Origin of the sequence: Pseudomonas lurida, from assembly GCF_002563895.1 — a bacterium.
Taxonomy (GTDB): Bacteria; Pseudomonadota; Gammaproteobacteria; order Pseudomonadales; family Pseudomonadaceae; genus Aquipseudomonas; species Aquipseudomonas lurida.
Window position 1 is genome coordinate 4,516,922 of the sequence record NZ_PDJB01000001.1, and the last position, 26,339, is coordinate 4,543,260.

24 protein-coding genes are annotated in these 26,339 nt (G+C 60.4%); 5 read left to right on the forward strand and 19 right to left on the reverse strand.

Annotated features, from left to right (window positions below; genetic code table 11):
• Nucleotides 1-6: 6 nt before the first annotated feature.
• The 18 genes from fliE to ATH90_RS20490 form a co-directional block, all read right to left on the reverse strand.
• Nucleotides 7-336, reverse strand: coding sequence for a flagellar hook-basal body complex protein FliE (gene fliE / locus ATH90_RS20405; RefSeq protein ID WP_015885194.1), 330 nt, complete (start codon nucleotides 334-336; stop codon nucleotides 7-9).
• 148 nt (nucleotides 337-484) lie between these two features.
• Nucleotides 485-1,861, reverse strand: a complete 1,377-nt coding sequence (locus ATH90_RS20410) for a sigma-54-dependent transcriptional regulator (protein ID WP_098467167.1) — start codon at nucleotides 1,859-1,861, stop codon at nucleotides 485-487.
• Between the two features lie 7 nt (nucleotides 1,862-1,868).
• Nucleotides 1,869-3,080, reverse strand: a complete 1,212-nt coding sequence (locus tag ATH90_RS20415; protein WP_034108513.1) for a sensor histidine kinase — start codon at nucleotides 3,078-3,080, stop codon at nucleotides 1,869-1,871.
• A gap of 110 nt (nucleotides 3,081-3,190) precedes the next feature.
• Complete coding sequence (locus ATH90_RS20420; protein ID WP_034107959.1) at nucleotides 3,191-4,666, reverse strand: sigma-54 dependent transcriptional regulator; 1,476 nt, start codon at nucleotides 4,664-4,666, stop codon at nucleotides 3,191-3,193.
• Between the two features lie 170 nt (nucleotides 4,667-4,836).
• Nucleotides 4,837-5,133, reverse strand: a complete 297-nt coding sequence (gene fliT / locus ATH90_RS20425) for a flagellar protein FliT (RefSeq protein WP_034108515.1) — start codon at nucleotides 5,131-5,133, stop codon at nucleotides 4,837-4,839.
• 25 nt (nucleotides 5,134-5,158) lie between these two features.
• Complete coding sequence (gene fliS / locus ATH90_RS20430; protein WP_025855861.1) at nucleotides 5,159-5,563, reverse strand: flagellar export chaperone FliS; 405 nt, start codon at nucleotides 5,561-5,563, stop codon at nucleotides 5,159-5,161.
• A gap of 140 nt (nucleotides 5,564-5,703) precedes the next feature.
• Complete coding sequence (gene fliD / locus ATH90_RS20435) at nucleotides 5,704-7,092, reverse strand: flagellar filament capping protein FliD (protein WP_034107962.1); 1,389 nt, start codon at nucleotides 7,090-7,092, stop codon at nucleotides 5,704-5,706.
• A gap of 81 nt (nucleotides 7,093-7,173) precedes the next feature.
• Complete coding sequence (locus ATH90_RS20440; protein WP_034107964.1) at nucleotides 7,174-7,524, reverse strand: flagellar protein FlaG; 351 nt, start codon at nucleotides 7,522-7,524, stop codon at nucleotides 7,174-7,176.
• A 75-nt stretch (nucleotides 7,525-7,599) separates the two neighbouring features.
• Nucleotides 7,600-9,024, reverse strand: a complete 1,425-nt coding sequence (locus ATH90_RS20445; protein WP_034107966.1) for a flagellin N-terminal helical domain-containing protein — start codon at nucleotides 9,022-9,024, stop codon at nucleotides 7,600-7,602.
• Nucleotides 9,025-9,288: 264 nt separating this feature from the next.
• Nucleotides 9,289-10,218 (reverse strand): ketoacyl-ACP synthase III, encoded by a 930-nt coding sequence (locus ATH90_RS20450; RefSeq protein ID WP_034107968.1) that lies wholly within the window; start codon nucleotides 10,216-10,218, stop codon nucleotides 9,289-9,291.
• 275 nt (nucleotides 10,219-10,493) lie between these two features.
• Nucleotides 10,494-12,098, reverse strand: coding sequence for a flagellar hook-associated protein 3 (locus ATH90_RS20455; protein ID WP_098467168.1), 1,605 nt, complete (start codon nucleotides 12,096-12,098; stop codon nucleotides 10,494-10,496).
• 14 nt (nucleotides 12,099-12,112) lie between these two features.
• Complete coding sequence (flgK, locus tag ATH90_RS20460) at nucleotides 12,113-14,158, reverse strand: flagellar hook-associated protein FlgK (RefSeq protein ID WP_034107972.1); 2,046 nt, start codon at nucleotides 14,156-14,158, stop codon at nucleotides 12,113-12,115.
• 10 nt (nucleotides 14,159-14,168) lie between these two features.
• Entirely contained in the window at nucleotides 14,169-15,440 is a 1,272-nt protein-coding gene (gene flgJ, locus ATH90_RS20465) for a flagellar assembly peptidoglycan hydrolase FlgJ (protein WP_034107974.1), read from the reverse strand.
• Between the two features lie 4 nt (nucleotides 15,441-15,444).
• Nucleotides 15,445-16,533 carry a flagellar basal body P-ring protein FlgI gene (locus tag ATH90_RS20470; RefSeq protein WP_033901075.1) on the reverse strand — a complete coding sequence of 363 codons (1,089 nt, stop codon included), beginning with the start codon at nucleotides 16,531-16,533 and terminating at the stop codon, nucleotides 15,445-15,447.
• Nucleotides 16,534-16,560: 27 nt separating this feature from the next.
• Nucleotides 16,561-17,256 (reverse strand): flagellar basal body L-ring protein FlgH, encoded by a 696-nt coding sequence (gene flgH / locus ATH90_RS20475; RefSeq protein WP_034107976.1) that lies wholly within the window; start codon nucleotides 17,254-17,256, stop codon nucleotides 16,561-16,563.
• A 53-nt stretch (nucleotides 17,257-17,309) separates the two neighbouring features.
• Nucleotides 17,310-18,095: a flagellar basal-body rod protein FlgG gene (gene flgG, locus ATH90_RS20480; protein WP_005790105.1), complete on the reverse strand. Its 786-nt coding sequence runs from the start codon at nucleotides 18,093-18,095 to the stop codon at nucleotides 17,310-17,312.
• 71 nt (nucleotides 18,096-18,166) lie between these two features.
• A complete protein-coding gene (locus tag ATH90_RS20485) occupies nucleotides 18,167-18,907 on the reverse strand; it encodes a flagellar basal body rod protein FlgF (RefSeq protein WP_034107980.1) in 741 nt (246 codons plus the stop codon).
• Between the two features lie 307 nt (nucleotides 18,908-19,214).
• A complete protein-coding gene (locus tag ATH90_RS20490; protein ID WP_069077940.1) occupies nucleotides 19,215-20,780 on the reverse strand; it encodes a sigma-54-dependent transcriptional regulator in 1,566 nt (521 codons plus the stop codon).
• Between the two features lie 257 nt (nucleotides 20,781-21,037).
• Between ATH90_RS20490 and phhA the strand changes: the two genes are divergently transcribed.
• From phhA to ATH90_RS20505, 3 genes are all read left to right on the forward strand, one after another.
• Nucleotides 21,038-21,829, forward strand: coding sequence for a phenylalanine 4-monooxygenase (phhA, locus tag ATH90_RS20495; RefSeq protein ID WP_034107983.1), 792 nt, complete (start codon nucleotides 21,038-21,040; stop codon nucleotides 21,827-21,829).
• Between the two features lie 97 nt (nucleotides 21,830-21,926).
• Nucleotides 21,927-22,283, forward strand: coding sequence for a 4a-hydroxytetrahydrobiopterin dehydratase (locus ATH90_RS20500; RefSeq protein WP_010208721.1), 357 nt, complete (start codon nucleotides 21,927-21,929; stop codon nucleotides 22,281-22,283).
• On the forward strand, nucleotides 22,283-23,476 hold the full coding sequence (locus ATH90_RS20505) for an amino acid aminotransferase (protein WP_098467169.1): 1,194 nt from the start codon (nucleotides 22,283-22,285) through the stop codon (nucleotides 23,474-23,476). The genes ATH90_RS20500 and ATH90_RS20505 overlap by 1 nt, the downstream gene beginning before the upstream one ends.
• Nucleotides 23,477-23,603: 127 nt before the next feature.
• On the opposite strand, the gene ATH90_RS20510 is transcribed toward ATH90_RS20505, so the two are convergent.
• Complete coding sequence (locus ATH90_RS20510) at nucleotides 23,604-24,413, reverse strand: UDP-2,3-diacylglucosamine diphosphatase (protein WP_069077942.1); 810 nt, start codon at nucleotides 24,411-24,413, stop codon at nucleotides 23,604-23,606.
• A gap of 136 nt (nucleotides 24,414-24,549) precedes the next feature.
• Between ATH90_RS20510 and ATH90_RS20515 the strand changes: the two genes are divergently transcribed.
• Together ATH90_RS20515 and ATH90_RS20520 are read left to right on the forward strand one after the other, a co-directional pair.
• On the forward strand, nucleotides 24,550-25,299 hold the full coding sequence (locus ATH90_RS20515) for an AraC family transcriptional regulator (RefSeq protein ID WP_069077943.1): 750 nt from the start codon (nucleotides 24,550-24,552) through the stop codon (nucleotides 25,297-25,299).
• Nucleotides 25,300-25,398: 99 nt separating this feature from the next.
• Entirely contained in the window at nucleotides 25,399-26,283 is an 885-nt protein-coding gene (locus ATH90_RS20520; protein ID WP_098467170.1) for a DMT family transporter, read from the forward strand.
• The last annotated feature ends 56 nt before the right edge of the window (nucleotides 26,284-26,339 follow it).

Consider the following 26,339-nt stretch of genomic DNA (forward strand, 5'->3'; position numbering starts at 1 on the left):
TCGTCCTTAAACCGGCATCTGCATGATGTCTTGGTAAGCCTGAACCAACTTGTTACGCACCTGGGTCAGCGCCTGGAACGAAACGCTGGCCTTTTGCGAAGCGACCATCACATCGGTGAGGTCCACGCCGCTTTTGCCGATCTCGAACGCGTTGGCCAACTGGCTGGAAGCTTGCTGGGTGTCACTGACTTTGTTGATGGCCTGGCCGAGCATGTCGGCGAAGCTGCTTTGGCCCAATTCCGGCGCTGGCGCGACGGATTTCGGTTGAGCCATGGCATCCATTTGCATGGAGCGCATATCCAACATCAACCGATTGAACTCAATACCCTGGCTCATGAACTTCTCTCTCCGACAACCCGCATTTTTTTTGACGCTACGCCGCAATTACTAGGGGAGGTAGCAACAAGGGTGCCAGCTCTGTATCAACTCGTAAGAAAAGGCGACAAACCTTGTCGGCCTTGGTACCAATGGCCTGGATAATTACTTAGGTGGCGAACAGATACGCTTCCACATCCATGCCGGCATCGCGCATCTGCGCCAGCTTGTAGCGCAAGGTACGCGGGCTTATTCCCAGGCGCTCGGCGGCCTCTTTACGGCGGCCACGCTCGGATCGCAGGGTGTCGATGATCATCTGGAATTCGCGGCGCCGCAGGTCATCGCCCAAGGCACCGGCGGTTTCGGTTTCGACAATCACTGGCGCGGGCGCCAGGGTCGGCAGCGGCGCGACACCGCTGCCCATGGCCAGGCAAAAATCCTGCGGCTGGATCAGGCCACCCTGTTGCAGGATCAACGCCCGCTGGATGGCGTTGTCGAGTTCGCGCACATTTCCCGGCCACGGGTAGCCGATCAGGCAAGCCTGGGCCTCGGGCGACAGGCGCGCCTTGGCATGCTTCATTTTTTTGACGTGGTTGTTGAGCAAGCGCTCGGCCAGCGGAATGATGTCCGCCGGACGCTCGCGCAACGGGCGCCAGGCCAGGGGGAATACGGAAAGTCGATAGAACAGGTCCTCACGGAAGCGCCCCGCCGCCACTTCGCCCGCCAGGTCGCGGTTGGTGGTGGCGACCACGCGGATGTCCAGCTGGATCGGCTTGCGTGCGCCGACGCGTTCCACTTCACGCTCCTGCAGCACCCGCAGCAACTTGGCTTGCAGGCCCAGGGGCATCTCCGAAATCTCGTCGAGCAGGATGGTGCCGCCGTCGGCCTGCTCGAACTTGCCCGCCTGGGCCGCAATGGCGCCGGTGAACGAGCCTTTTTCGTGGCCGAACAGCGTGGCTTCGAGCATGTTGTCGGGGATCGCCGCGCAGTTGATGGCGATAAAAGGTTGCTTGGCGCGGGTCGATTGCTGGTGGATGTAGCGCGCCAGCACTTCCTTGCCCGTGCCGGACTCGCCGGAAATCAACACCGTGGAATCGCTGCGCGCCACGCGGGCCGCCAGCTCCAGCAATTGTGCACTGGCCGGTTCGAAGGCAATCGGACCCTCGCCATCACTGGCCGGGATCACGCCCAGGGCATGCCGCGCGACCAACTCGATCAAGGCCTTGGGTTCAAATGGCTTGACCAGGTAATCCGCCGCGCCCTGGCGCATGGCATCGACTGCACGCTCAACGGCGCCGTGGGCGGTCATCAGCAACACTGGCAGTTGCGGCTGACGCGCACGCAACAGGCCAAGCAACTGGTGCCCGTCCATGCCAGGCATGTTCACATCGCTGACCACCAGGCTGAAGGACTCCCGCTCCACCGCCTCCAAGGCGTCTTCGGCAGAACCGACCGCCCGGTAGTCATGGCCCGCCAACAGCAGCGTGTCAGCCAATGCTTCACGCAGGGCGCGATCGTCTTCCACCAACAGAACCTTGATAGCCATAACCTTTCTACTCCGCGCTTGCCGCGCATGAAAACAGCGGCAAGGTCATCAATGCACAGGTGCCACGCCCAACCCGGGAGTGCAGCTGCAATTCTCCCTGATGGGCACGCGCCACTGCCTTGACCACGGTCAGGCCCAGGCCGGTACCGTTGGTCTTGGTGGTGAAAAAAGGTTCGCCCAGGCGCTGCAATACGGCGGGCTCGATACCGCTGCCACTGTCGCTGATGCACAGGCGCAGGTTTTGCTCGCGGTTGTACAGGTGCACCTTGAGCCGCGCACCGGGGCCGCTGGCCTGGGTGGCGTTCTCGATCAAGTTGAGCAGCGAACCAACAAGCGTGTCGCGGTTGCACAGCAACTCACCGAGGTGGCTGTCGCACTGCCAGCGCACTTGTACCTCTTGAACATGGGTAGCGGCCGCAGCCTGCAGGGCCTGCATCAACTCGGCCGGGGTGATGCGGTCGGTCAGCGGCAATTCGCCGCGGGCAAACACCAGCATGTCGCGCACCTGGTGTTCCAATTCGTGCAGGCGCTCCTTGAGGCGCCCGGCAAACCGTTGGTGGGTCGCGGCAGGCAACTGTTCATCAGTCAAATGACTGGCGTAGATCAACGCCGCCGACAGCGGTGTACGGATCTGATGCGCCAGGGAAGCAACCATGCGCCCCAACGACGACAAACGCTCGTGACGCGCCAACTGGTCTTGCAGGTGACGGGTTTCAGTCAGGTCGTTGAGCAGCACCAACTGGCCCGGCTCCGCGTCCAGGGAGCGGGTCGCGATAGACAGGCGACGGCCGTCCTTGAGGGAGATTTCGTGGCCATCGTCTTCACGCGGTGCAAAGCAGCGGGTGATGACGTGGCGCCACAGTTCACCCTCCAGCGGCAGGCCGAGCATGTCGCAGGCAGCCGGGTTGGCCTCGCGCACGCGCCCTTCTTCGTCGATGACGATCACGCCACCGGGCAGCAGCGACAGCAGGTTCTGCAGACGGTTGGCGAGGCGCTCTTTCTCGGCCAACTCTTCCATGCGCTGGGCACTGACCACCGCCAACTCGCCTTTAAGCTCGGAGACCCGGGCTTCGAGCAGGCTGTAGGAGTCGGTCAATTGGCTGGACATCTGGTTGAACAGCGAAAAGGCCTGTTCCAGGCCCTGGCGGCTTTGCTGTTCTACAGACGGAACGAGCCCCGCGATGGCAGGGCTGGAAGAATGTTGGGCGGCGTGGGGCATCATGCTCTCTCGCTTGGCTGACCGTCAGTTAAACGGAACGTTGCGAGGGCTGTAGCAATACCCGTGCCGAAAAAAATAGCCTTACTTTTCAGTCAGTTGAAAAACAGGCGTCAATCATCCGCCTGTTCATCACCTTCTTTGCGGCTCATACCGTACTTGCGCATCTTCTCCACCAAGGTGGTTCGACGGATGCGCAGGCGCTCGGCGGCACGGGCGACGATGCCGTTGGCATCGTCCAACGCCTGTTGAATCAAGCCTTGTTCCAGGTTGCCGAGGTAGTCCTTCAAGTCCAGGCCTTCGGGCGGCAGCATGGCGGTAGAGCCGAAGTCCGGGGTATGGCCGTTGATGGCCACGCGCTCTTCCATGTCGCTGCGCAGGCTGTCGACCAGTTGCTCGTCTTCGTCGTCGACGTAGCGGAATTTCTTCGGTAACTCGACCACGCCGATCACACCATAGGGGTGCATGATCGCCATGCGCTCCACCAGGTTGGCCAGCTCGCGCACGTTGCCCGGCCAGCCGTGGCGGCACAGGGACATGATTGCAGCGGAGTTGAAGCGGATCGAACCACGCTTTTCATGCTCCATGCGCGAGATCAGTTCATTCATCAACAACGGGATGTCTTCCACGCGCTCACGCAGGGGAGCCATCTCGATCGGGAATACGTTGAGGCGGTAGTACAGGTCTTCGCGGAAGCTGCCAACCTCGATCATGCTCTCGAGGTTTTTGTGAGTCGCCGCGATGATGCGCACGTCGACGCTCTGGGTTTTGTTGCTGCCCACGCGCTCGAAGGTACGCTCTTGCAATACGCGCAACAGCTTGACCTGCATCGGCAGCGGCATGTCGCCGATTTCGTCGAGGAACAGCGTACCGCCGTTGGCCAGCTCGAAACGCCCGGCACGGCTGGTGATCGCCCCGGTAAAGGCGCCCTTCTCGTGGCCGAACAATTCGCTTTCGAGCAGCTCTGCCGGGATCGCCCCGCAGTTGACCGGCACGAAAGGCCCGTCGCGGCGCTTGGAGTGATAGTGCAGGTTGCGCGCGACCACTTCCTTGCCGGTACCGGACTCGCCGAGGATCAGCACGCTGGCGTCGGTGTCGGCAACCTGCTGCATCATCTGGCGCACGTGCTGGATGGCACGGCTGGTGCCGACCAGGCTGCGGAACAGGTTGGGTTCACGGTGGCGACCGCGCTCGCGCGCCTGGTCGTACATCTCGCGATAGACCTGGGCACGGTGCAGGGAGTCCAGCAATTTGCTGTAGCTGGGGGGCATTTCCAGGGTAGAAAGCACTCGGCGGCGCTGGTCTTCCGGCAGGTCGACGGAAGAAATATCGCCCATTAGCAAAACGGGAAGGAACTCATCCCACGTAGACAGTGTCTTTAACAAGCCCAAAACACCGCCAGGAGCGTTTACCGTCCCGATCAGCACACAAATGACTTCACGGCTCGACGACAATGAGCTGACCGCCTGCTGCCAATCATGGCTGCCGCAGGGCAGATTTTCTTCGCCAAGAAAATTCAAAATCACCGCTAAATCGCGGCGGCGGACGCTATCGTCATCAATCAGCAGAATTTTGGTTTCACGCCACATGCAATAGCAACTTCCCTAGTAAAACTTCCTGCCCCGAAGTGAGGGCAATCGAGACGTCTGTAAGACTTTGTACCTTACTAGACGTCTGAAATCTGAAAACAGCACTAGTTAAGTCAAAAATGCTGGCACAGTCAAATATATGACGCGCCGTTCGGACTAACTGAGCCCATTCAGCCGAACAGATGGTAAACCTTTGACGCGTTTTTCGCTCGGTTGATCAGCGACATCTCTTCAAAAATCGCCTGGCGCTCGCCGGTCGTCACCTCAAGCAACTGCTGATACACCGCCAGCAAGCTCTCCAACTTCTCTCGCAGCACGTCCTCGTTCACTGGCACCTCGCTGAGCACTTCCTCGATCACGTTGCGGCAGCCCAGGTCGAGTTCGCCGATGGCGTCCCAATTCCGTTCCGCCAACGCGCCGATCAGGGCTTCGCGGGTTTCGTCTATGCGTTGCAGTGCGTGGCTCATGATGTGTTCCTCAAGGCCGATGGCCTTATTGTGCGGCACCTTGTGGTGTTGCGATGGCATCCCAGCCTTCTTTCACGGTAATCAGCAACCGAGCGACTTCGTCGATCATGCTGGCATCGTTGTGCAGATTGGCTTCCATCAAACGGTTGGTCATGTACGCGTACAGACTTTCCAATTGCTGGACGTAAGCCGGATCTTCGCTCTTCTCCGCATCCAGGCCATCGCGCAGGCCGATGATGATGTCCACCGCCTTGCCGAGCATCAGGCCCTTCTGTGCGATGTCCCCACGAGCCAATGCACCTTTGGCCTGCGCCATGCGGTCAAGCCCGCCCTCCATCAGCATTTGCACCAGGCGATGCGGGCTGGCTTCGGAGATCTGGGCATGGGAATTGACCTTCTGGTATTGGCGAAGGGCTCTCATGGGATTCATGGTTCTACCTCGTGACAGGTAACAGCGAAAAGGATTTCAGTAACCATTGTGTCGACTGGGTCGCAAAAAACTTTAACCCGATGGTCTTTTGAAGAACAAAGCCCAGGTCAGTGGACCTGGGCTTTTTCATGGGCGCGCGATCAACTGCTCTTCTGGTTGTTCAGCGCGTTGAGGGTACCCATGATGTTGTTACTTTGCTGACGCAGCTGGGCGACCAGGGAGTCCATCGCCGCGTATTTGCGGGTCAGGCTGTCGGTCAGGTCCTGGACGTGGGCGTCGAGGTCGGACTGATCCTTGGACAGCTTCTTGAGGCTGTCGGACAGCGCCGTGGTGCGGGTCGCGAACACGCCGGTGGTGGGCTTGGCGTAATCCTCGGTCGCAGCGTTCATGCGGGCCAGCAGACCATCCTTGCCACCCAACATGCTGTTGATGTCAGCTGCGTTGGTCAGTACGGCCTTGTCAAAGGCCTTGTCATCCATGGTCAGCAGGCCCGTGCCGGAGTCAGTACTGATCCCGAACTGCGCCAGGGACTTGAGCGCGCCGTTGCCGGACAGTGCGTTGAACTCTGTCCGCAGGGCGCTTTGCAGCGAACGCATGTTCGCATCACCGGTCAAGGTTGCCGACACGGAGTTACCCGCCGCATCCTTAGTCACCTTGGTTTCGGTATTGATCGCCTTGAGCAGGGCATTGTAACTGTCGACAAAGCCTTTCACCCCGGACTTGAGGGCGGCGCTGCTCGTACTCACGGAGATAGTGGTCACAGACTTGGTGGAGTCGGTACTGCTTACCGGCGGCGAGACCGACAGCAGCTTGATGCTCACGCCACTGACCGCTTCGGTGATGTTGTTGGTCTTGGAGGTGTAGGCAACACCGTCAATAGTGTATTCGGCGTTCTGAGGCTCATCGATCACCTTGTAGCCTGTATCGATTCCCGAATTGCCCGACAATGTCAGGTCCGACCCCACACCGCCGGTGGTGGAGGTCAACACCATGCGCGAGCCACTGGCGTCGGTCACGATGTTTGCGCTGAGCCCCGACGTGCCAAACTGCGTGTTGATCGAGTCACGTACGCTCTGTAGCGTCGCGCCGGGCGGGATGCTCACGTCGAACTTCTTGCCAGACTGGGAGATCGACAATGTGGTGGCGGTGCTGCCCTTGTTGACGACCGTCGAGGCGCCGCCCGCCAGCGTAGCGGTCGAAAGTTTCGACGGCTGGGCCAACTTATTGACCACCAGGTTGAAACTGCCGTTGGCAGCGCCCTTGCCGGTGGTCATGGTGGCGACTTTTTCGTTCGAAGACGTACCGGTCAAGCCGCTGAAGCTGTTGTCGTCAGTCGTGCTCTTGAGGTAGCCACGAAACGCGTCCAGGGCCGCCTGGATCTTGCCGATCGACGACAGCTGGGTGGTCGCTTTCTGTGACTGGGTGTTGATCTGGGTCTGCTTCGGCGCCCGATCGGCGTCCACCAGGGACTTCACGATACCCTGGATGTCGATGCCAGAACCAACACCGTTAACAGTTGTACTCGCCATCGTCTTTCTCCTAATGCGGTTGTTGCCGCTTTCTTGACGAACAACACTTCAAGAAATCATCGCAACAAGTTTCGTGCCAGCTCAGACCTTTTCGTCGAACAGCACGTGGCTGGCCGTGGCCAGGCTCTGGGCCAGTTTCAAGGCCGTTTCCGAAGGGATCTGGCGGATCACCTCACCACTTTCAGTGGCAATGACCTTGACCACGACCCTATGGGTGGAATCATCAATGGAAAAATCCAGTTTGCGCTGGGCCGCTTGTACGAATTCTCGAATATCAGTGACTGCTTTTTCCAGGTCAGCCCGCTCAGGCTCACCCGCGGTCGGCGCAATCGCCTCGACCTTGGTTTTGTCTTTGTCCGCAACTGCTGGGACGGGTGCGCTTTGAGGTGCAACCGGTGGATAAGACGAGGCCAGCTTTATACTCATGTCCATGTCCAATCTCCTCTGAAACCGAAAAGACGAAAGGGCACGTAAACGCGCCCTTCCGTCATTTACCAAGCGCCGTTATTACTGAAGCAGCTTCAGTACAGCGGATGGCAGTTGGTTGGCTTGCGACAGGATCGCAGTAGCAGCCGACTGCAGAGTTTGTTGCTTGGTCAGCTCAGCTGTTTCAGCAGCGAAGTCGGTGTCCTGTACAGTCGAACGTGCAGCGGTGGAGTTCTTCTGAATGTTGGTCAGGTTGTCTACGGTAGTGGTCAGACGGTTCTGAACAGCACCCAGGCCCGAACGTACGCTGTCGATGCCGCCGATGGCTTTGTCGATTACAGCGATGGCGGACTGTGCGTTGAAGGCACTGGTCACGTCGGTTTGAGCAACAGAGGTCTTGGTCGAAGCAGCGGCAGTACCGGTAGCTGCGAACAGGCCAGTTACACCAGCGCCGTTCAGAGCGTAGCCTTTGGACGAGTCCAGGTTTACAGCGCCGGTGGCGATCAGGCCGTCAGCGAGGGCAACGCCAGCCGCTGCGAAGTTGCCGCTGCCGTCACGGGTGTTGACAGTGATCGAGCCGGCGTCGGTCGAAGCGCTGAACACCAGGTTTTCGCCAGAATCGGACTTAACCGACAGAGCGCCTTTGGATTCATCGTAGTTAACGCTGATGCCCAGCTTGGCAGCGTTGGACTTCAGTTGGTCTGCCAGGCTGGCGGTATCGGTAACGCCAGTGAACGTAGTGGCTTGGCCACCAACGGTCATGGTGAAGGTAGCAGGAGCAGTCTTGGCAGCAGCGCCAACCACGAACTGAGCTTCAGTGCTAGCGGTAGCGCTCAGGCCACCCACTGCGCCGTTCAGGTTGCTGGCGATGGTTTTAGCCGAGTCGCCGGCAGTTACTGCAATGCTCTTGCTCTGGCCGTTGCCGGTCACGCCGATGGCACCTGCGCCTACACCCGTGGTGCTAGGAGCAACTGCAACGCTCTTGATCTGCTGGGAACCGATGTTGTTGGCAGCAACGTTGTCCAGGGACAGGTTGATGGTTTCGTTGGCGTTGGCGCCGACTTGGATCGACTTGGTACCGTACGAACCGTCCAGCAGCTTCTGGCCACCGAAAGTGGTGGTCTGGGAGATACGGGTCAGTTCCGAAGTCAGAGCCTGGTATTCTTCCTGGTTGGAAGTACGGTCGGCGTCGCTCAGGGAACCGGTAGCCGAGGACAGAGCCAGGGTACGCATCTTTTGCAGAATGTCGGTCGAAGCCTGCATTGCGCCTTCAGCGGTTTGCGCGATGGAGATACCATCGTTGGCGTTCTTTACAGCTTGACCCAGGCCGTTGATTTGGCTGGTCAGGCGGTTGGAGATCTGCAGGCCGGCGGCGTTGTCTTTAGCGCTGTTGATGCTCAGACCAGTGGACAGACGCTGCATGGAGGTTTGCAGCGAGCTGGCCGCTTTGCCAAGGCCGTTCTGGGTAGTGATGGAAGCAATGTTGGTGTTTACTGTTAAAGCCATGACGAAATCCTCGTTGGATGGATACTGCGGCTTCCGGCCCTGGCAACCGCCGGGTGTGGCCTGAGAACCTACGTAATAGTTATCGTCGTGGCAGCCGGTTGCTTGAGGATTTTTTTTGATTTTTTTACTGGCGCCGTGCCACCCCTTGCAATTCAAGGGTTTACGCGGGCTTCAACCCCCGATTTCATTGGGTTTTCTGGCGTCAAATAAAAAACGCCGATGGTCGTTCGATCATCGGCGTTTTTTGTTGAAGCTATCAAGGCATCAGGGACGATAGAGAATCGCCGAGCCCCACGACAGGCCCACACCAAACCCGCTGATGGCCACGCGCTTCCAGGTGGCGTCCATCACATGCTTTTCCAGCAGCAACGGAATGCTCGACGACACGGTGTTGCCGGTCTCGACCATGTCCTTGATGAACTTGTCCACCGGCGCATCTTCAAAGCGGCGTGCTACCGCGTCGACAATTGCCGCACTGCCCTGGTGAATGCAGAAGGCATCGATGTCGTCAGCCTTGAGGTCCGACTCATTGAGCAGCTCGTGCAAATGCGCCGGCACCTTGAGCAAGGCGAAGTTGAACACCTGGCGGCCGTTCATGAAGAACACGCCGTCGCTGACCTTCAGGTGCGGTGCGCCTGAACCGTCGGTGCCGAATTTGGACTTGCCCAGCAACCACGGGGCGTCTTCGCCCATCCAGGTGGCGGTGGCCGCATCGCCGAACAGCATGGTGGTGTTGCGGTCTTCCGGGTCGACGATCTTCGAATACGGGTCGGCGGTGATCAACAGGCCGTTTTTCAGGCCGGCGGCTTCCATGAAGCCCTTCATCGCGTAGATGCCGTAGACGTAGCCGGAGCAGCCCAAGGAAATATCAAAGGCCGCCACATGGGTCGGCAGGCCGAGCTTGTCCTGGACGATGGCGGCCGTGTGCGGCAGGCCTTCTTCATCACCGTTCTGGGTGACAACGATAAGCGCATCGATGGACTCGCGCTTCAGGTCCGGGTTGTTGGCAAACAAAGCGTTGACCGCCTCGACACACAGATCGGAGGTTTCCTGTGCAGCTTCCTTGCGCGGCAGGAACGCGGAACCGATCTTGCCAATGATGAACTCTTCATCCTTGGCGAATTTGGCACCCTGGGCGTAGTTATCGATCCCGTCTGCCGGCACGTAACTGGCGATGCTTTTTATGCCAATCATTGTGGCTTCCCAATACTAAATAGCTGGAGAACACCCCTGGACCACGCCCGGAGTGCTGACAATAAAGGGGATAACCCCATAAAAATCTCGCTGAAAGCCGCCCCGCAAGGCCCCTGTGACGACTTATCCTTTTCACACGATACAGTGAAGATGCGCTTTATGACTCACAGGTCACTCAATTGTCCGTGCTTTGTGCAAAACCTTCAAACAATTAAACCCCAGAAACGGCAACGGCCCGCCCTGTTTCCAGAGCGAGCCGCTTGAAGTAACGCCACTTACATCTTGCTGAACAGGCTCAACTGCGAGATTTTCACGAAGGCCAGTTGCGAGGCCTGCAGCATGGTTTGCTGCAAGGTCAGGTTGATCGCGGCCTGGGCCGTGTCGATGTTGCCCAAGTCACTCATGGTGCTGGTATTGGCCAGGCCGATGCTGTTGTTTTCACTGGCCTGGATGTCCAGCGCTGCGCCGCGCGCGCCAATGGAGCCACGCACATTGTCAACCTGGGCACGGGAGTTGGCCAGATTGGCCACCGACGAGCTCAGGACATCCTTCAACTTGAGCATCGCCGCCGGGTTTCCATCGACTGGCTGCTCCAGCGCCTGGCGCAGCTGGCTCAAAGTATCCAGCGCGTTCTGGGTCTTTTGCGTACTGGCAGCCACCGCAAACTGATCGCCGTTTTGTGGCGTACCGCTGATATCAAAAGTCACACCGGCGGCAGTCACCGTCGTTCCGCCACCGGTGTCGCCCGTGGCAATGGCCTTGCTGTCAGCCGTGTACGGTTGGGCATACACCTCATACGCAGTGCCGGAGGTGAACTTGATCACCGCGCCACTGTTGGCAGGGAAGGTACTGGAATACGCCGCCTGATCGCTCACGGTCGCATTATTCAACTGTGCTGTGGACGTGTTACTCGGCGTACGCGAGACACTGAAAGTGTCGGGTTTGGCGGCTAGGCTGAACGAACGGTCCTTGACCAACGCATCGGAGTCAGGTCCCGGGGCAACCCCCTTGAGATCGAGATTGATGTCAAAGTTCACGCCCCGCAGGCTCACCGTGGAAGCGCCTTCCTTAGTGGAATCAAACGTGCCGTTACCCGGAATTTCCGAAGTGATATCGTTGCCGTCTTTATCAGACACCTTGTACTGGGTGCTGCTAGTAAAGGTCAGCTTGTAAGGCTGGCCTTCCGCGAACTTCTTGGTGTAGTCGGTGCCCGACGTCACCAGGCCGGCCGACAACGAGACCTTGTTGTCATTGGGCACCGGCGCCGTTGCCGGCGGCACGATCGGCGGTACGATCCATGTCGATTGGGTACGGCCCGAGTTGACTGCCCCGCCCATGATGCTCTTGCCGGTATCGCCAGCACTGACCTTCAACGTGTCTGAGACCTGCAGGCTCAACGGAGTCTCATCGCCCTGATAGGTGTAGGTCCCGTCACTGTTGCGACTGTAAGGCGGCGTCGACGTCTTGGAACCGGAAAACAGGTAGTTACCCGACGAATCCTTGCTGTTGAGCAGGCCCAGCACCTGGTCTTCCAAGGCCGCGACCTGACCGGCAATAGATTTGCGGTCGGCATCACTGAGCGAGCCACCCGCCTGGAGGGCCAGGGTACTGGCGGCTTGTAGTGCGTCGTTGATCGAACCCAACACGCTTTCTTCGTTGGTCAGCGAGTTCTTCAAGCTGGTGATGTTGCCGTTGAACTGGCCCAGCATGTCTTTCTGCTGTTGCAGCATCAACAGGCGCGCTGCCGCGACCGGGTCATCGGAGGCGGTCTCTACGCGCACACCGGTGCTGGCCTGATTCTGGGCCTTCACGACGCTTGAGTAGTTATCCGAATACTTGGCGGAACTGGTTTCGAAGTATTGTGCTGTGGAAATGCGCATCGTCCCAGACTCCCTTAAAGACTATTGATCAGCGTACTGAAGGTTTCTTGCGCAGCCTTGATGATCTGCGACGACGCGGTGTAGTACTGCTGGAACTTGATCATGTCGCCCGCCTCTTCATCCAGGTTGACCTGGGATACCGAGTTGCGTGCGTCCTGGTTGGCCTTGAGCAATGCGCCCGTGGCGGTGGTGTCGGTAATGGCCGAAGCGGCCTTGGCACCCACGGTCGACACCAGCCGGCTGTTGGCCGCCACCAGGCTCACACCGCCACCGCTGCCATCCGCCAGGCCGACGGTCGCCTTGGTCTGCAGGTCGAGCAATGCCTGGGCATTCCGGTTATCCGACTTGCCCGAAGCATTGAAGGAAAAGGTCGTGCTGTCGCCATCGGCGGGCGCACCGCCGACAGTGGTGTCGAACTTGAAGCTCTTGGCAGGTACGACCAACGCACCGTTGGCGTCACGCATTGGCACGTTGATGGTGATGTTGTTGCTTTGGCCCGGAATGATACTGCCGGTGCCAATCGGGTTGCCCTGCGCATCGTTGACCGTATAGGTCTGGGTGCCGTCGGTCGCCGGCTTGCCAAACACCATCTTCACCGGCATCGAGTGTTCAATCCCGGTGCGCAGTTGAGCGGTGTCGGCGCCGCCATGAATATCGATAGGCAAGGTCAGCGTCGGCGGCGTAAAGGTGCCGGTGCCCTCGTTGGTCTTGCTGCCCTCACCCAGCAACGGCCCGGCGAACGCGATCTTATTGGCGTCCTTCAAATCGGTGCCAATGCTGGTCGCGCCATTGGCAGTAGGGCTGACTTTGAAGCTGTCACCTGCCGCCATCGGCCCCTTGCCGTCCAAGGCCAGGGTGAACCCGTCAATCACCGGCGGCGGCGTGGTCGTGGTGTCGAACGCCCCCATGGACTTGCCGTCGGAACGCATCACCGTGTAGTTGTTGCCGCTGGTGAAAGTGACTTTATAGTCGTAGGTCGTCAGCTTGCTGGTGTCGCTGATGGACACGTTCAAGTTGCCGGAACCGGTGCTGTTGTTCCCCGAGCCCACGCTACGCTGCGCAATGGCCGCGGCGCTGTTGATGTCCTTGAACAACGACGAACCAAAGTCACCGTTCAGGTCCAGGCCTTGGCCCAACTGGCTGTTGACCGCGTCCGCAGTGACGATCGCGATACGCCCCAGGTCATTGATGGCCGGCATCAAGGCATCGCTGCGATAACGCAACAAGCCACCGATGCTGCCGCCACTGAGTACGTTACCCAGGTCCACCGAGGTGCCGCCGCCCGCATTGAGCTGGATGGTGTACTGGCTCGGGTCGCTCGCGCTCGGCACGGCCGAAATACTGTTGGATTGGTCACCCAGCACCAAGGACTGGCCAGTGCCGGTACTGACGCTGAACACACCGTTCTTCTCGACAGCAGTGACGCCAACCAATTCGTTCAGCGAGCGCACCGCCTCGTTGCGCGCATCCAGCAGGTTGGCCGGAGCACTGTTGCTGGAGCCCTGCGCCTGGGTGATCTGCTTGTTGAGCGAGGCAATCGAGGACGTCAACTGGTTGACCTGATCACTCATGGTCTTGAGTTGACCATTGATCGACTCTTTCTGCTGGTTCAGCTGGGTCGAGATCGAGTTGAAGCGGTTGCTCAAGGTCTGGGCACTGGTCAGCAGCACCTGGCGCGCGGACACATCGCTGGGGTTGGCCGCAGAGGTCTGCACGGCAGCAAAGAACGCACTGAGCACCGAGGACATACCGGTGGTCTTGTCCGACAGGGTCTTGTCGATGGCACTGGCCTGGCTCGAATAGGCCTTGGCGTCATTATTCAGCGCGGTACTGTTCTGGTAGGCCGCATCGAGGAACTCGTTATAGACCCGGCGCACGTCAGCCAGGGTCGTGCCGCTGCCGATGAACACGCCGCCATAGGGGTTCGACGCACTCGCATTCTGGGTGGTCTGCTGGCGCGAGTATCCCGAGGTATTGGCGTTGGCAATGTTGTTACTCAAGACCGACAACGATCCTTGAGAGGCGTTAAGCCCTGACATCCCGATACTGAGCAAACTCATGGTTCAGACCTTATAAATGTGTGGTTGCGCCCGCGGCAGCGTAGTTCTGGTAACTGTTCATCGTTTTTGCGATCTGCGAAATCTTGCTGGCGTAGTCCGGATCGGTTGCGTACCCGGCTTTTTGCAACTCGCGCACAAACTGTTCCGGGTTGTCGGCCGACTTCACAACTTCTTTATAGCGATCATTGCTTTGCAGCAATGTCACCAGGTCATGGAAGCTGTCCTGGTACGAGTTGTAGGAACGGAACTGCGCCGTTTCCTTGACCATCGCGCCGTCACGGAACTCACTGGTGATTGCGCGGGCCTGGCCGCCCTGCCAACTCTGGCCGGCCTTGATGCCGAACAGGTTGTGGCTGCTGCTGCCATCTTCGGCGCGCATCACCGATTTACCCCAACCGGTTTCCAGGGCGGCCTGGGCCACCAGGTATTTCGGATCGACACCAATGCGCGCGGCGGCCGCCTTGGCCATCGGCAACATGGTGGCGACAAATTCATCCTGCGAGCTGAAGGCCTTCTTCGCCGGCGCCAACGGCGGCTGGGCCACGGCACGGCCGTAGACCTGCATGCGCCCGCTCGGCACGGCAAACGTGCGTGCGGTGCTGTTGACCACGTTGTCGTCGGCCGCACTGTTACGCAGCGGCGCGCTTTTGGCATCGATCGCGACCGGCGCGTTCGGCACGATGCCGGCGAGCAGGCGATCCGTCAGCTTGCTTGGCAAGGCAATGCGGCGCTGATTCATCAGCTCCATGTCATTGCTGTGAGACGCTGCAGCGCCGGCCTGTGGCTCCGCCACGCGATAAGCCCACAACGGGCGCTGACCATTGGAGCGGCCCAGCGGCCCTTGCGCCTGGGTGCCTGCCGCAATTTCCGTCGGCACATCAACCTTCTTCACCGGCTCGGCCGCCGCCGGGCCTTGCAGGGTAGCGGCCTGGGCCTCCACCGGTTTGTTCTTCTGCATCTGGCGCATCAGCACATCGGCCAGGCCGATACCACCGCCCTCGCGCGACATCGAGACGGCCAGTTGCTGGTCGTACATTTCCTGGTACTGCTTGGCCGCTGGCGTGTTCATCGGGTTGTCTTTACCCAACGCTTCGGTGGCCGAACGCATGGACTTGAGCATCTCGCTCAAAAACAGCGACTCAAACTCCTGCGCCACCTTGCGCATGTTGCCTTCGCTGTTCTTGTCGTCGCCGACCTTGAGCTGGTTAAGCCGGTTCAAGTCGGAGTAAGACCCCGAGTCCGCCGTGCTGCTGATGCCGCTCTTGCGCATATCCATGGCCATCGCCTCAGATCACGATCAGGTCGGCTTGCAAGGCGCCGGCCTGTTTCAGCGCTTCGAGGATCGCCATCAAGTCGCCGGGCGCTGCGCCCACCTGGTTCACCGCACGGACAATCTCATCCAGGGTGGTGCCAGGGCCGAACTTGAACATCGGCTTGGCTTCTTGCTGGGCATTGACACGCGAACGCGGCACTACCGCCGTCTGGCCGTTGGACAACGGCCCAGGCTGGCTGACGATCGGGTCTTCGGTGATGGTCACGGTCAGGCTGCCGTGGGTCACGGCCGCTGGCGACACCTTGACGTTCTGGCCGATCACGATGGTACCGGTACGCGAGTTGATGATGACTTTGGCGACGGCCTGGCCCGGGTCGACCTCAAGGTTTTCCAGGATCGACAAATAGTCGACACGCTGGCTGGGGTCCAGCGGCGCCGTCACACGGATCGAGCCGCCGTCGATGGCCTGGGCCACGCCAGGGCCGAGCATGTCGTTGATCTTGTCGACCACACGCTTGGCAGTGGTGAAGTCGGAGCGGTTGAGGTTCAGGGTAAGGCTGTTGCCCTGGTTGAAACCACTCGGCACGGTGCGTTCAACCGTGGCGCCGCCAGGGATACGACCGGCCGACGGCACGTTGACGGTGATCTTCGAACCGTCGCGCCCCTCGGCATCGAACCCGCCCACGACCAGGTTGCCCTGGGCGATGGCATAGACGTTGCCGTCGATACCCTTCAGAGGCGTCATCAGCAAGGTGCCGCCGCGCAGGCTTTTCGAATTACCGATGGACGACACGGTGATATCCACCACCTGCCCCGGCTTGGAAAACGCCGGCAAGTCGGCACTGATGGACACGGCCGCGACGTTTTTGAGCTGCACGTTGCCCGAACCGGCCGGCACCTTGATGCCGAACTGCGACAGCATGTTGTTGAAGGTCTGCAGGGTGAACGGGGTCTGGGTGGTCTGGTCACCCGTGCCGTTGAGCCCTACCACCAGGCCGTAGCCGATCAACTGGTTGGAACGCACGCCGGAGATGCTGGCGATGTCCTTCAGGCGTTCGGCCTGGGCGACAGCGCTCAAGGAAAGCAGGAGTGCGGCCGCCATCAGCTGTTTGAAGTTCAAAGTGGCCACCTAGAAAGGGAACAGCGGGCTAAGGAAGAAACGGTCGAACCAGCCCGGCTGACTCGCATCAGCAAACGAACCTGTACCCGAATAGGTAATGCGCGCATCGGCAATCCGCGTCGACGGCACGGTGTTGTCGGTGGAGATGTCATCGGCGCGGACCATGCCGGCAATACGCACCAGCTCGTCACCAGTGTTGAGCGTCATCCACTTTTCACCGCGTACGGCGATGATGCCGTTGGGCAGTACATCGGCCACGGTCACGGTAATCGAACCCGTCAGGCTGTTGCCCTGCCCCGCCGCGCTCTTGCCATTGGTGGCACGGTCGCCGCTGTAGCCGGCGTCCAGGCTCAGGTCGCCACTGCCCAATGGGTTATTGGTGTTCGGTACGGCGCCAAACAACGAGGTCAGGCCAATGCCGGCCTTGCTGGTCTTGCCGATCTGCGAGTTGGCGTTCTTGCTGGCCTGGGTCTTCTCGTTCAGGGTGATGGTGATGATGTCACCGACCCGGAACGCCTTGCGGTCGCTGTACAGGTTCTGCTCGAAACCGGCCTGGTAGATCGAGCCATTGTTGGCGGCCGCCGGCAACGGCGTGCGTGGCAACACCGGCGCGTAGTACGGGTCATTGGGTTTTGGCGTCGGGGCGACACAGCCCGCGAGCACGGCAATCCCACTCAATGCCAGAACAGAAACATAGCGATTCATGACCCTTACCTCACGGTGCTGCAGGCGCCCTCAAGAGCGCCCCATAGACTTGATTACAGATTCTGCGTTACGAACGAAAGCATCTGGTCGGCGGTGGAAATCACCTTGGAGTTCATCTCGTAGGCGCGCTGGGTGGTGATCATGTTGACCATCTCCTCAACGGTGCTCACGTTGGACGTTTCCAGGGTGCTTTGCAGCGTGGTGCCGAAACCGTTCAAGCCAGGGGTGCCGATTTGTGGCGCGCCGCTGGAGGCGGTTTCCAGGAACAGGTTGTTACCCATGGCCTGCAGGCCGGCCGGGTTGATGAAGTCGGCGGTTTGCAGGTTGCCGATCACCTGCGACGCCGGGTTGCCGGCAACGGTGATGGACACGGTGCCGTCGTTGCCGACGGTGAAGGTCTTGGCATCTGCTGGAACGACAACAGCCGGCTCCAGGGCGAAACCGTTGGCGGTCACGATCTGGCCGTTGGAATCCAGGTGGAAAGTACCGTCACGGGTGTAGGACGTGGTGCCGTCCGGTTGCAGGATCTGGAAGAAACCACGGCCGTTGATGGCCATGTCCAGCGGCTGGCCGGTCTGCTGCAGGTTACCGGCGCTGAAGTTCTTCTGGGTGCCGACGATCTGCACACCGGTACCCAATTGCAGGCCCGACGGCAGTTCGCTGTCCTGGGTCGACTGGGCACCTGGCTGCTTCTTGATCTGATAGAGCAAGTCCTGGAACTCGGCACGGTCGCGTTTGAAGCCCGTGGTCGACACGTTGGCCAAGTTGTTGGAAATGGTGGTCAGGTTCGTGTCCTGGGCGGACAGACCTGTTTTGGCAACCCATAGAGCCGGAAGCATGCTGTTCTCCTTCGTGCGCCTGTTTGTTGGCGCTGCGCTGCAAAATTAGTAGTGAGTCAGTGATGTGGCTATCAGCTCATCTGCATGACGCGTGTCATGGCCTGATCGTCTTCCTTGGCGCTGTTCATCATCTTGATGTGCAGCTCGAACTGTTTGGAAAGCGCCAGCACCGCGGTCATTTCTTCCACGGCATTGACGTTGCTCGCCTGCAGGAAGCCAGACGTCAGCGTGACGTTCGCGTCGGCCTGGGCCGGCTGGCCATCCTTGGTATGGATGGTGCCGTCCAAGCCTTTATTCATGTTCTTGAGGTCTGGCTGGACCAGCTTGATGCGGTCCACTTCAGCCATGACCCGCGGGCCTTCGCCCATGGCGCGGATGCTGATGGTGCCGTCAGCACCTACTTCAATTTTCTGCTGGGGCGGCACGGCGATCGGGCCACCGTTGCCCATGATCGGCATGCCGTTGCCGGCCCGCAGCACACCCAATGCGTCGACGTTCATGCTGGCGCTGCGCACGTAGGCTTCGCTGCCGTCCGGGGTCTGCACGGCCATCCAGCCATTACCGTTGACGGCCACGTCCAGGTCACGACCGGTCTCGATCATGGCCCCCGGGGTGAAGTCGGTGGCTGGGCGCTCGGTCATGGCAAACGCCCGCGCCGGAAAGCTGTCACCGAACACCGGCATCGAACGTGCCTGTTCCAGGTCACGCTGGAAACCATTGGTGGAGATGTTCGCCAGGTTGTTGGCATGGGCCTTCTGCGCCAGCGCATTCTGGCTGGCGCCGGTCATTGCCACATAAAGGTACTTGTCCACGCTCTTTCCTCTTTCTGACGGACGCTTGCCGCCCACCGCTGTACTGATGAGGCTTAAGCAATTTGCGAACCAACTTTTGAAAAGCGCAGAAAGTGCAGGCGGGACGGGGGTTTGCGGCGAGGCGTGAGGATTTCAGGGTTGAGCGCGAGTCGAAAAAACGGCGGACTACTGCCGCCTGCGGCAAGGAGCGGTCTTATTGGCGACAAAGATCACATGTGGGCGCTGGCTTGCCTGCGACAGCGGAGTGTCCTTTTGCTCATCAGTGACTGAAGGACCGCAATCCCAGGCAAGCCAGCGCCCACGGGTCTTAACCGCGCCCAGCCTTGAGGATTTCGTAATCACGTAGTTTATTGGCGATGGTGGTGTGGGATACCCCCAGTCGCTTGCCCAATTGCCGGCTACTGGAATGCTCGGCGTACAAGCTTTCCAGGACCGCCTTCTCGAACCGCCCGACGATTTCGTCCAGGCCGCCTTCCAGGGAAAAATCGCCAAGGGGCTGGCGCACGCCGTAGTCCGGCAGGCGGATATGCTCAGCCTTGACCGTCCCGCCATCGCACAACGACACCGCCTGGAACAGCACGTTTTCCAACTGCCGCACGTTGCCTGGCCAGTGGTAATGACTCAGGCGATCCATCGCGGCGGGGGCCAGCTTGGGCAGCGGGCAGCCTATCTGGCGGCTGGCCTGGTCGAGAAAGTGCTCAACCAACGGCGCCAGGCCGTCAAGGCATTCGCGCAGCGGCGGAATATGCAGGGACAGCACGTTGAGGCGGTGGTAGAGGTCTTGGCGGAATTCGCCGCGGGCGCACAGCTCGGACAAGTCCACCTGCGTGGCGCAAATCACTCGCACATCCAGGTACACCTCTTCATCACTGCCCACGCGACGGAAGCAGCCGTCCTGCAAAAAGCGCAGCAGTTTCGCCTGCAAGCGCGCACTCATCTCCCCCACACCATCGAGGAACAACGTACCGCCGGCCGTCAGCTCAAGCAGCCCCAGCTTGCCTTCGGCCCGCGCACCTTCGAAGGCGCCGGGCCCGTAGCCGAACAGTTCAGTCTCGGCCATCGACTCGGGCAAGCCGGCGCAGTTAAGGGCCATCAACGGCGACTGCCCACGCGGGCTGGCCAAGTGACAAGCGCGGGCCAGCAGTTCCTTGCCGGTGCCCGTTTCGCCTTCTATTAATAGAGGCGCATCCAACGGCGCCATGCGGCGAGCTTCGCGCACCACGGCAGCCATGACTTTGGAGCTCTGGAAAATGCTGTCAAAGCCGCGCAGCTCCTGCTTGCGCACATTGTAGATGCGCTCACCGACACGGTCCGCACGGTGCAGGGTCAGTACCGCACCGGCCATGGCCTCACTGTCATCATGTTCGGACGATTGCAGCGGCGCGATGTCCGCCAGGAACACGTCACCCTTGACCTTGACCCGCAGGCCATTGATTCGCGATTTACTCGCGCGCACCAGTTCCGGCAAATCGAAGTCCTCGGCATAGCGCGACAACGGGATACCCGGCACCTCATCCACCCGCACCCCGAGCAACTGCGCCGCTGCACGATTAGCGGCGACGATGGAGCCGCCCATGTCAATCGACAGCACCGGAAACTCCAAGGCGCCGAGCAGCGCATTGAGCTCCATATGCCGCCGCTCGCTGGGCATCAGCCCTACCCTTTTTACCCCGAACACCCCGGCAATCGCCTCGAACTGCGGCCGCAGCGCCTGGAACTGCATGTTCACCAGGTTGGGGCAATACAGGTAAATGGCGTTGCCATGCTCACCGCCCACTTCGCCCTTGGCGACGTTGACGCCGTACTCCACCAGCAGGTTGAGAATGTCCCGCAGGATGCCGATGCGGTTCTGGCAGTGCACTTTGATACGCATGAGAAGGCTCTAAAAATGGGTGGGCGCCGCGTCTTTTTGTCGCTGCTCGCAGATAGTCGTCAAGATTATGTGACAGCCCAGACGGTTTTCCCAGCCCATTGCGGCGACCGCGTGCGCAAGCGTAACGAATACTTTACGAAAAACGGTAACTTTTCCTACAGGAAAGCGCTTTAAACAGATGGAATCGGGCCGCGCACGGGTTATCAATAGGCTCATCGCAGGACATAACAAGAACGAATGCCTAGCAGGAGAGCCGTATGAAGCAGACGCAGTACGTGGCCCGCGAGCCCGACGCGCAAGGTTTTATCCACTACCCGCCGGAAGAACACGCGGTGTGGAACACCCTGATCACTCGCCAATTGAAAGTGATCGAGGGTCGCGCCTGCCAGGAATACCTGGACGGCATCGACAAGCTCGGCCTGCCCATGGACCGTATTCCGCAACTGGGCGAAATCAACGAAGTGCTTGCCGAGACGACTGGCTGGCAAGTCGCACGCGTGCCGGCGCTGATCCCCTTCCAGACCTTCTTCGAATTGCTCGCCAACAAACAGTTTCCGGTGGCGACGTTTATCCGTACCCGCGAAGAACTGGACTACCTGCAAGAGCCGGATATCTTCCACGAGATCTTCGGCCACTGCCCGCTGCTGACCAACCCCTGGTTCGCCGAATTCACCCACACCTACGGCAAGCTCGGCCTGGCGGCGACCAAAGAGCAACGGGTGTACCTGGCGCGCCTGTACTGGATGACCATCGAATTCGGCCTGGTGGACACGCCCGAAGGCCGGCGCATCTACGGTGGCGGCATTCTGTCGTCACCCAAGGAGACGGTGTACAGCCTGTCGTCCGAGCCTGAGCATCAGCTGTTCGACCCGCTGGAGGCGATGCGCACGCCCTATCGCATCGACATCCTGCAACCTGTGTACTTCGTGCTGCCCAACCTCAAGCGTCTGTTCGAAGTGGCGCAGGAAGACATCATGGGCATGGTCGAGCGCGGCATGCAGTTGGGTCTGCATGCCCCGAAATTTCCGCCAAAGCCCAAGGCTGCTTGAACCTTGCATATTGAGGCCAGGTGAGTCTGTTCCCTGGCCCCGCGTTGCTTTAGGGTGACGCTACTGACCTTCACACATTCGAATTCAGGACACCCCCATGACCACCTTGAACCAAGCCCATTGCGAAGCCTGCCGTGCCGATGCCCCGCAAGTCAGCGATGAAGAATTGCCGGTACTGCTCAAGCAGATCCCTGACTGGAACATCGAAGTCCGCGACGGCGTGATGCAGCTGGAAAAGGTTTTCCTGTTCAAGAACTTCAAATTCGCGCTGGCGTTCACCAACGCCATGGGCGAGATTTCCGAAGCCGAAGGCCATCACCCAGGCCTGCTCACCGAGTGGGGCAAAGTCACCGTGACCTGGTGGAGCCACTCCATCAAGGGCCTGCACCGCAACGACTTCATCATGGCCGCACGCACCGACGAAGTGGCCAAGGACGCCGAGGGCCGCAAGTAATGCATTTCGATGCCATTGGCCGCGTGCCCGGCGACCCTATCCTGGGGTTGATGGACCTGTATGCCCAGGACACCCACCCGAACAAGTTCGACCTGGGCGTTGGTGTCTATAAGGATGATCAGGGGCTGACGCCGATCCCACACTCAGTGAAACTGGCTGAACAACGCCTGGTGGACACCCAGGCCACCAAGACCTACATCGGTGGCCACGGCAACGCCGCATTCGGCAAGTTGATCAGTGAGCTGGTACTCGGCGCGGACTCCGCACTGATCCGTGAGCACCGTGCCGGCGCCACCCAGACCCCAGGCGGCACCGGCGCCCTGCGCCTCAGCGCTGATTTCATCGCGCACAACCTGCCGGGCCGTGGCGTCTGGTTGAGCAACCCAACCTGGCCGATCCACGAAACCATCTTCGCCAAGGCCGGGATCCCGGTCAGCCATTACCCGTATGTGGGCGCCGACAATCGCCTGGCCGTGGCGGCGATGCTCGCCACCCTGTCCACTGTGCCCAAGGGCGATGTCGTGCTGTTGCACGCCTGCTGCCATAACCCGACCGGTTTCGACCTGTCGCAGGATGACTGGCGCCAAGTGCTGCAGATCGTGCGCGAACGCCAGCTATTGCCGCTGATCGACTTCGCCTACCAGGGCTTTGGCGATGGCCTGGAGCAGGACGCCTGGGCGGTGCGGCTGTTTGCGGCCGAGCTGCCGGAAGTGCTGGTCACCAGCTCCTGCTCGAAGAACTTCGGCCTGTACAGCGACCGCGTCGGCGCATTGATCGTGTGCGCGGAGGATGCCGAGAAGCTGACGGACGTGCGCAGCCAGCTGGCAAATACTGCGCGCAACCTGTGGTCGACACCCCCGGATCATGGTGCCGCGGTGGTGGCGACCATCCTGGGTGACGCCGAGCTGAAAAAGCGCTGGAGCGACGAGGTCGAAGCCATGCGTTCGCGCATCGCACACCTGCGTTCCGGGCTGGTAGAGGCATTGGCGCCCCACGGCCTGTCGGAGCGGTTTGCGCACATCGGCGCGCAGCGCGGGATGTTTTCCTATACCGGCTTGAGTGCCGAGCAGGTGAAACAGCTGCGGGAAAAACACAGCGTGTACATGGTGAGTTCGGGACGGGCTAACGTCGCGGGGATTGATGCGACGCGCCTGGCGCTGCTCGCCGAAGCCATCGCGGACGTCTCCAACTGACGGAACCGAATCAACACGGTGGCAGCGGGCTTGCTCGCGAATGCGGTGTATCAGTCAATGCATCAGGTGACTGACACTCTGGATTCGCGAGCAAGCCCGCCGCCACATTTGGATCGAGCACACCCTTTTAACCGGCGACCATCTCAGCCTTGAGCAGCGCTTCCTTGGCCTGCGCATCCGCCAACCGATACAACTCGATGCTCCCATCCCAGTGCTCGATCAATGCGGTGCACGACTCCACCCAATCCCCACAATTGAGGTAATCCACCTCGCCCACCTTGCGGATCTCCGCATGGTGGATATGCCCGCAGACCACACCATGCAACTCGCGCTTGGTCACTTCGTGGGCGATGGCCTCTTCAAAATCACTGATGAAGTTCACCGCCGTCTTGACCTTGTGCTTGAGGTACGCCGACAGCGACCAATAGCCATAGCCATAGCGCGCTCGCCAGTGGTTCAGCCAGCGGTTCAACGTGAGGGTAAATTCGTAGGCCGAGTCACCGAGGAAAGCGAGCCAGCGGTGATAGCGGGTGATCACATCGAACTGATCACCGTGGATCACCAGCAGGTGCCGGCCATCGGCAGTCACGTGCACGGCTTCGTCCACCAATTGGATATTGCCCAGGATCAGCTTGGAATAGCGACGCAGGAATTCGTCGTGGTTGCCGGTGACGTAGATCACCTCGGTGCCGCGCTTGGCCATGGTCAGCAGGCGACGGATCACGTTGGTGTGGGCCTGGGGCCAATACATGCCGCCACGCAGCTTCCAACCATCGATGATGTCACCCACCAGGTAGACCTTATCGGCGTGGTAGCCCTTGAGGAACTGCGACAGATGTTCGGCCTGGCAATCCCGGGTGCCCAGGTGCACATCGGAAATCCACAGGGTACGCACCCGTTGCTTGCGGCTGGGCTTGGTGAATTCGGCACTGGTCATGGGCGTCCCTCGACGGTGTTTTCGCGAGCTTGCGCCAGCGCGATTAATAGCCCATGACAGATGTGCGTCAGTCTGATGACAGCGCTCGCCGACCGCGAAGCGTTGTAGACTGACGCCAGCCACCCAGGAGACCGCGATGAGCCCCACTCTCACGCTACGCCACTACGTCGAAGCGCCCCTCGCCCACAGCCATGACCATGCGCAGTTGGTGTTCGGCCTGTCCGGGCATTTGGACCTGGAAGTCGATGGGCGTGGCAGCCAAGTGCGCGAAAGCAGCGTGATGGTGCTGCCCTTCCGCGCGCATCATGCGTGCGGCAGTCGCGATGGCAGCCGCTGCCTGGTGCTGGATGTGCCCACCGAACATTGGGTGCTGCAATCCTTGGGCGAGCATGCCGATGCCAGTCGCCGCCTGCTCGACCAACCCGCGCGGCTGGCCCTGGACCCGCGGCAAAACCAATTGGTGCAATGGCTGGCGCAGAGCCCGGTGGATGACCCGCTGATCGTGCAGCAAGGCGCGGTGCTATTGCTGGCCAGCCTCAATCATCCGCAAGCCCAACCACTGCCGGGACGGCGCCTGCCGTATGCGGCGTTCAATGCGCACATCGAGCGCCACGTTGCACACCCGTTGCAAGTGGCAGACCTGGCACGCATCGCCGACCTGTCGGTGGCACGCCTGCATGCACGGTTCATGGCGGAACGCGGGCAAACGCCCATGGACTATATCCGCAGTCGCCGCCTGCAAATGGCCCTGGACCTGCTGCGCAAGACGCCGCTGCCCATTGGTGAGATCGCTGACCGCGTCGGCTATACCTCGCAAAGTGCATTTGCCGCCGCGATGCTGCGTGAATTTGGCGCCTCCCCGGGCGCATTGCGACGCAACGCGTAGGAAGAGTCTTGCGATAAAAATCGCGAGCCGGACGACAGACGCCTGCACAAGTGACCCACTAGACTGCGCTTCTGCCACCCGCTTGATTCAAGGACCGCAATGACTCCCCGCTCAGCCCTCGGCGCCCTGCATATCGGCGCACTGATGTTTGGCCTTACCGGCGTATTCGGCAAACTGGCGGCGGCCTCGCCGGCCATCATCGTGTTTGGTCGCGCCGTGTTTGCCGTGCTGGCCCTGGCGATCTTTGCCCGGTTTGCCAGCAACACCGCCTGGAAAACGCTGGAACTGCGCGACTGGCGCCGGCTGCTGGTCAGCGGCGTATTGCTAGCGGCGCATTGGGTGACCTTCTTTATGGCGGTAAAAGTCGCCGGCGTGGCCGTTGCAACCCTGGGCTTTACCGCGTTCCCAGCCTTTACCGTGATCCTCGAAGGGTTGATCTTCCGCGAGCGCATCCGCGCCAACGAAGTGGTGCTGGTGGTGCTGGTCAGCGTCGGCCTGGTGCTGGTGACCCCCGACTTCAACCTCGCCAGTGAAGCCACCGGCGGGTTGCTCTGGGGGATCGCCTCGGGGCTGCTGTTTTCCCTGTTGTCACTGAACAACCGCGCCAGCTCCGGACGCATCCCGGCGGTGCAGGCGGCGCTGTGCCAGAACGTGGTGGTTGCGCTGTGCCTGTCGCCCGTGGCGGCACCGGGGCTCTCCGAGGTGCGGGCGCTCGACTGGCTGTGGATCGGCTTGCTCGGGGTGTTCTGCACGGGCCTGGCCCATAGCCTGTTTGTCGCCAGCCTCGCAGTGATCAAGGCGCGCACCGCCTCGGTGGTGTTCGCCATGGAGCCGGTCTACGGCATCACTGCGGCCTGGCTGCTGTTTGCCGAAACCCCAACATTGCGCATGCTTCTGGGCGGCGTGCTGATCATCATCGCCATTGTGCTGTCCGGCTTGATGGGCGGCGCCAGCCAGGCCAAACAGCCCGTGGCAGCGGCTTGATCTACACTTTGAACATCCGCAACAGTTTGTCGTCGTTCACCGGATAATCGACAGCT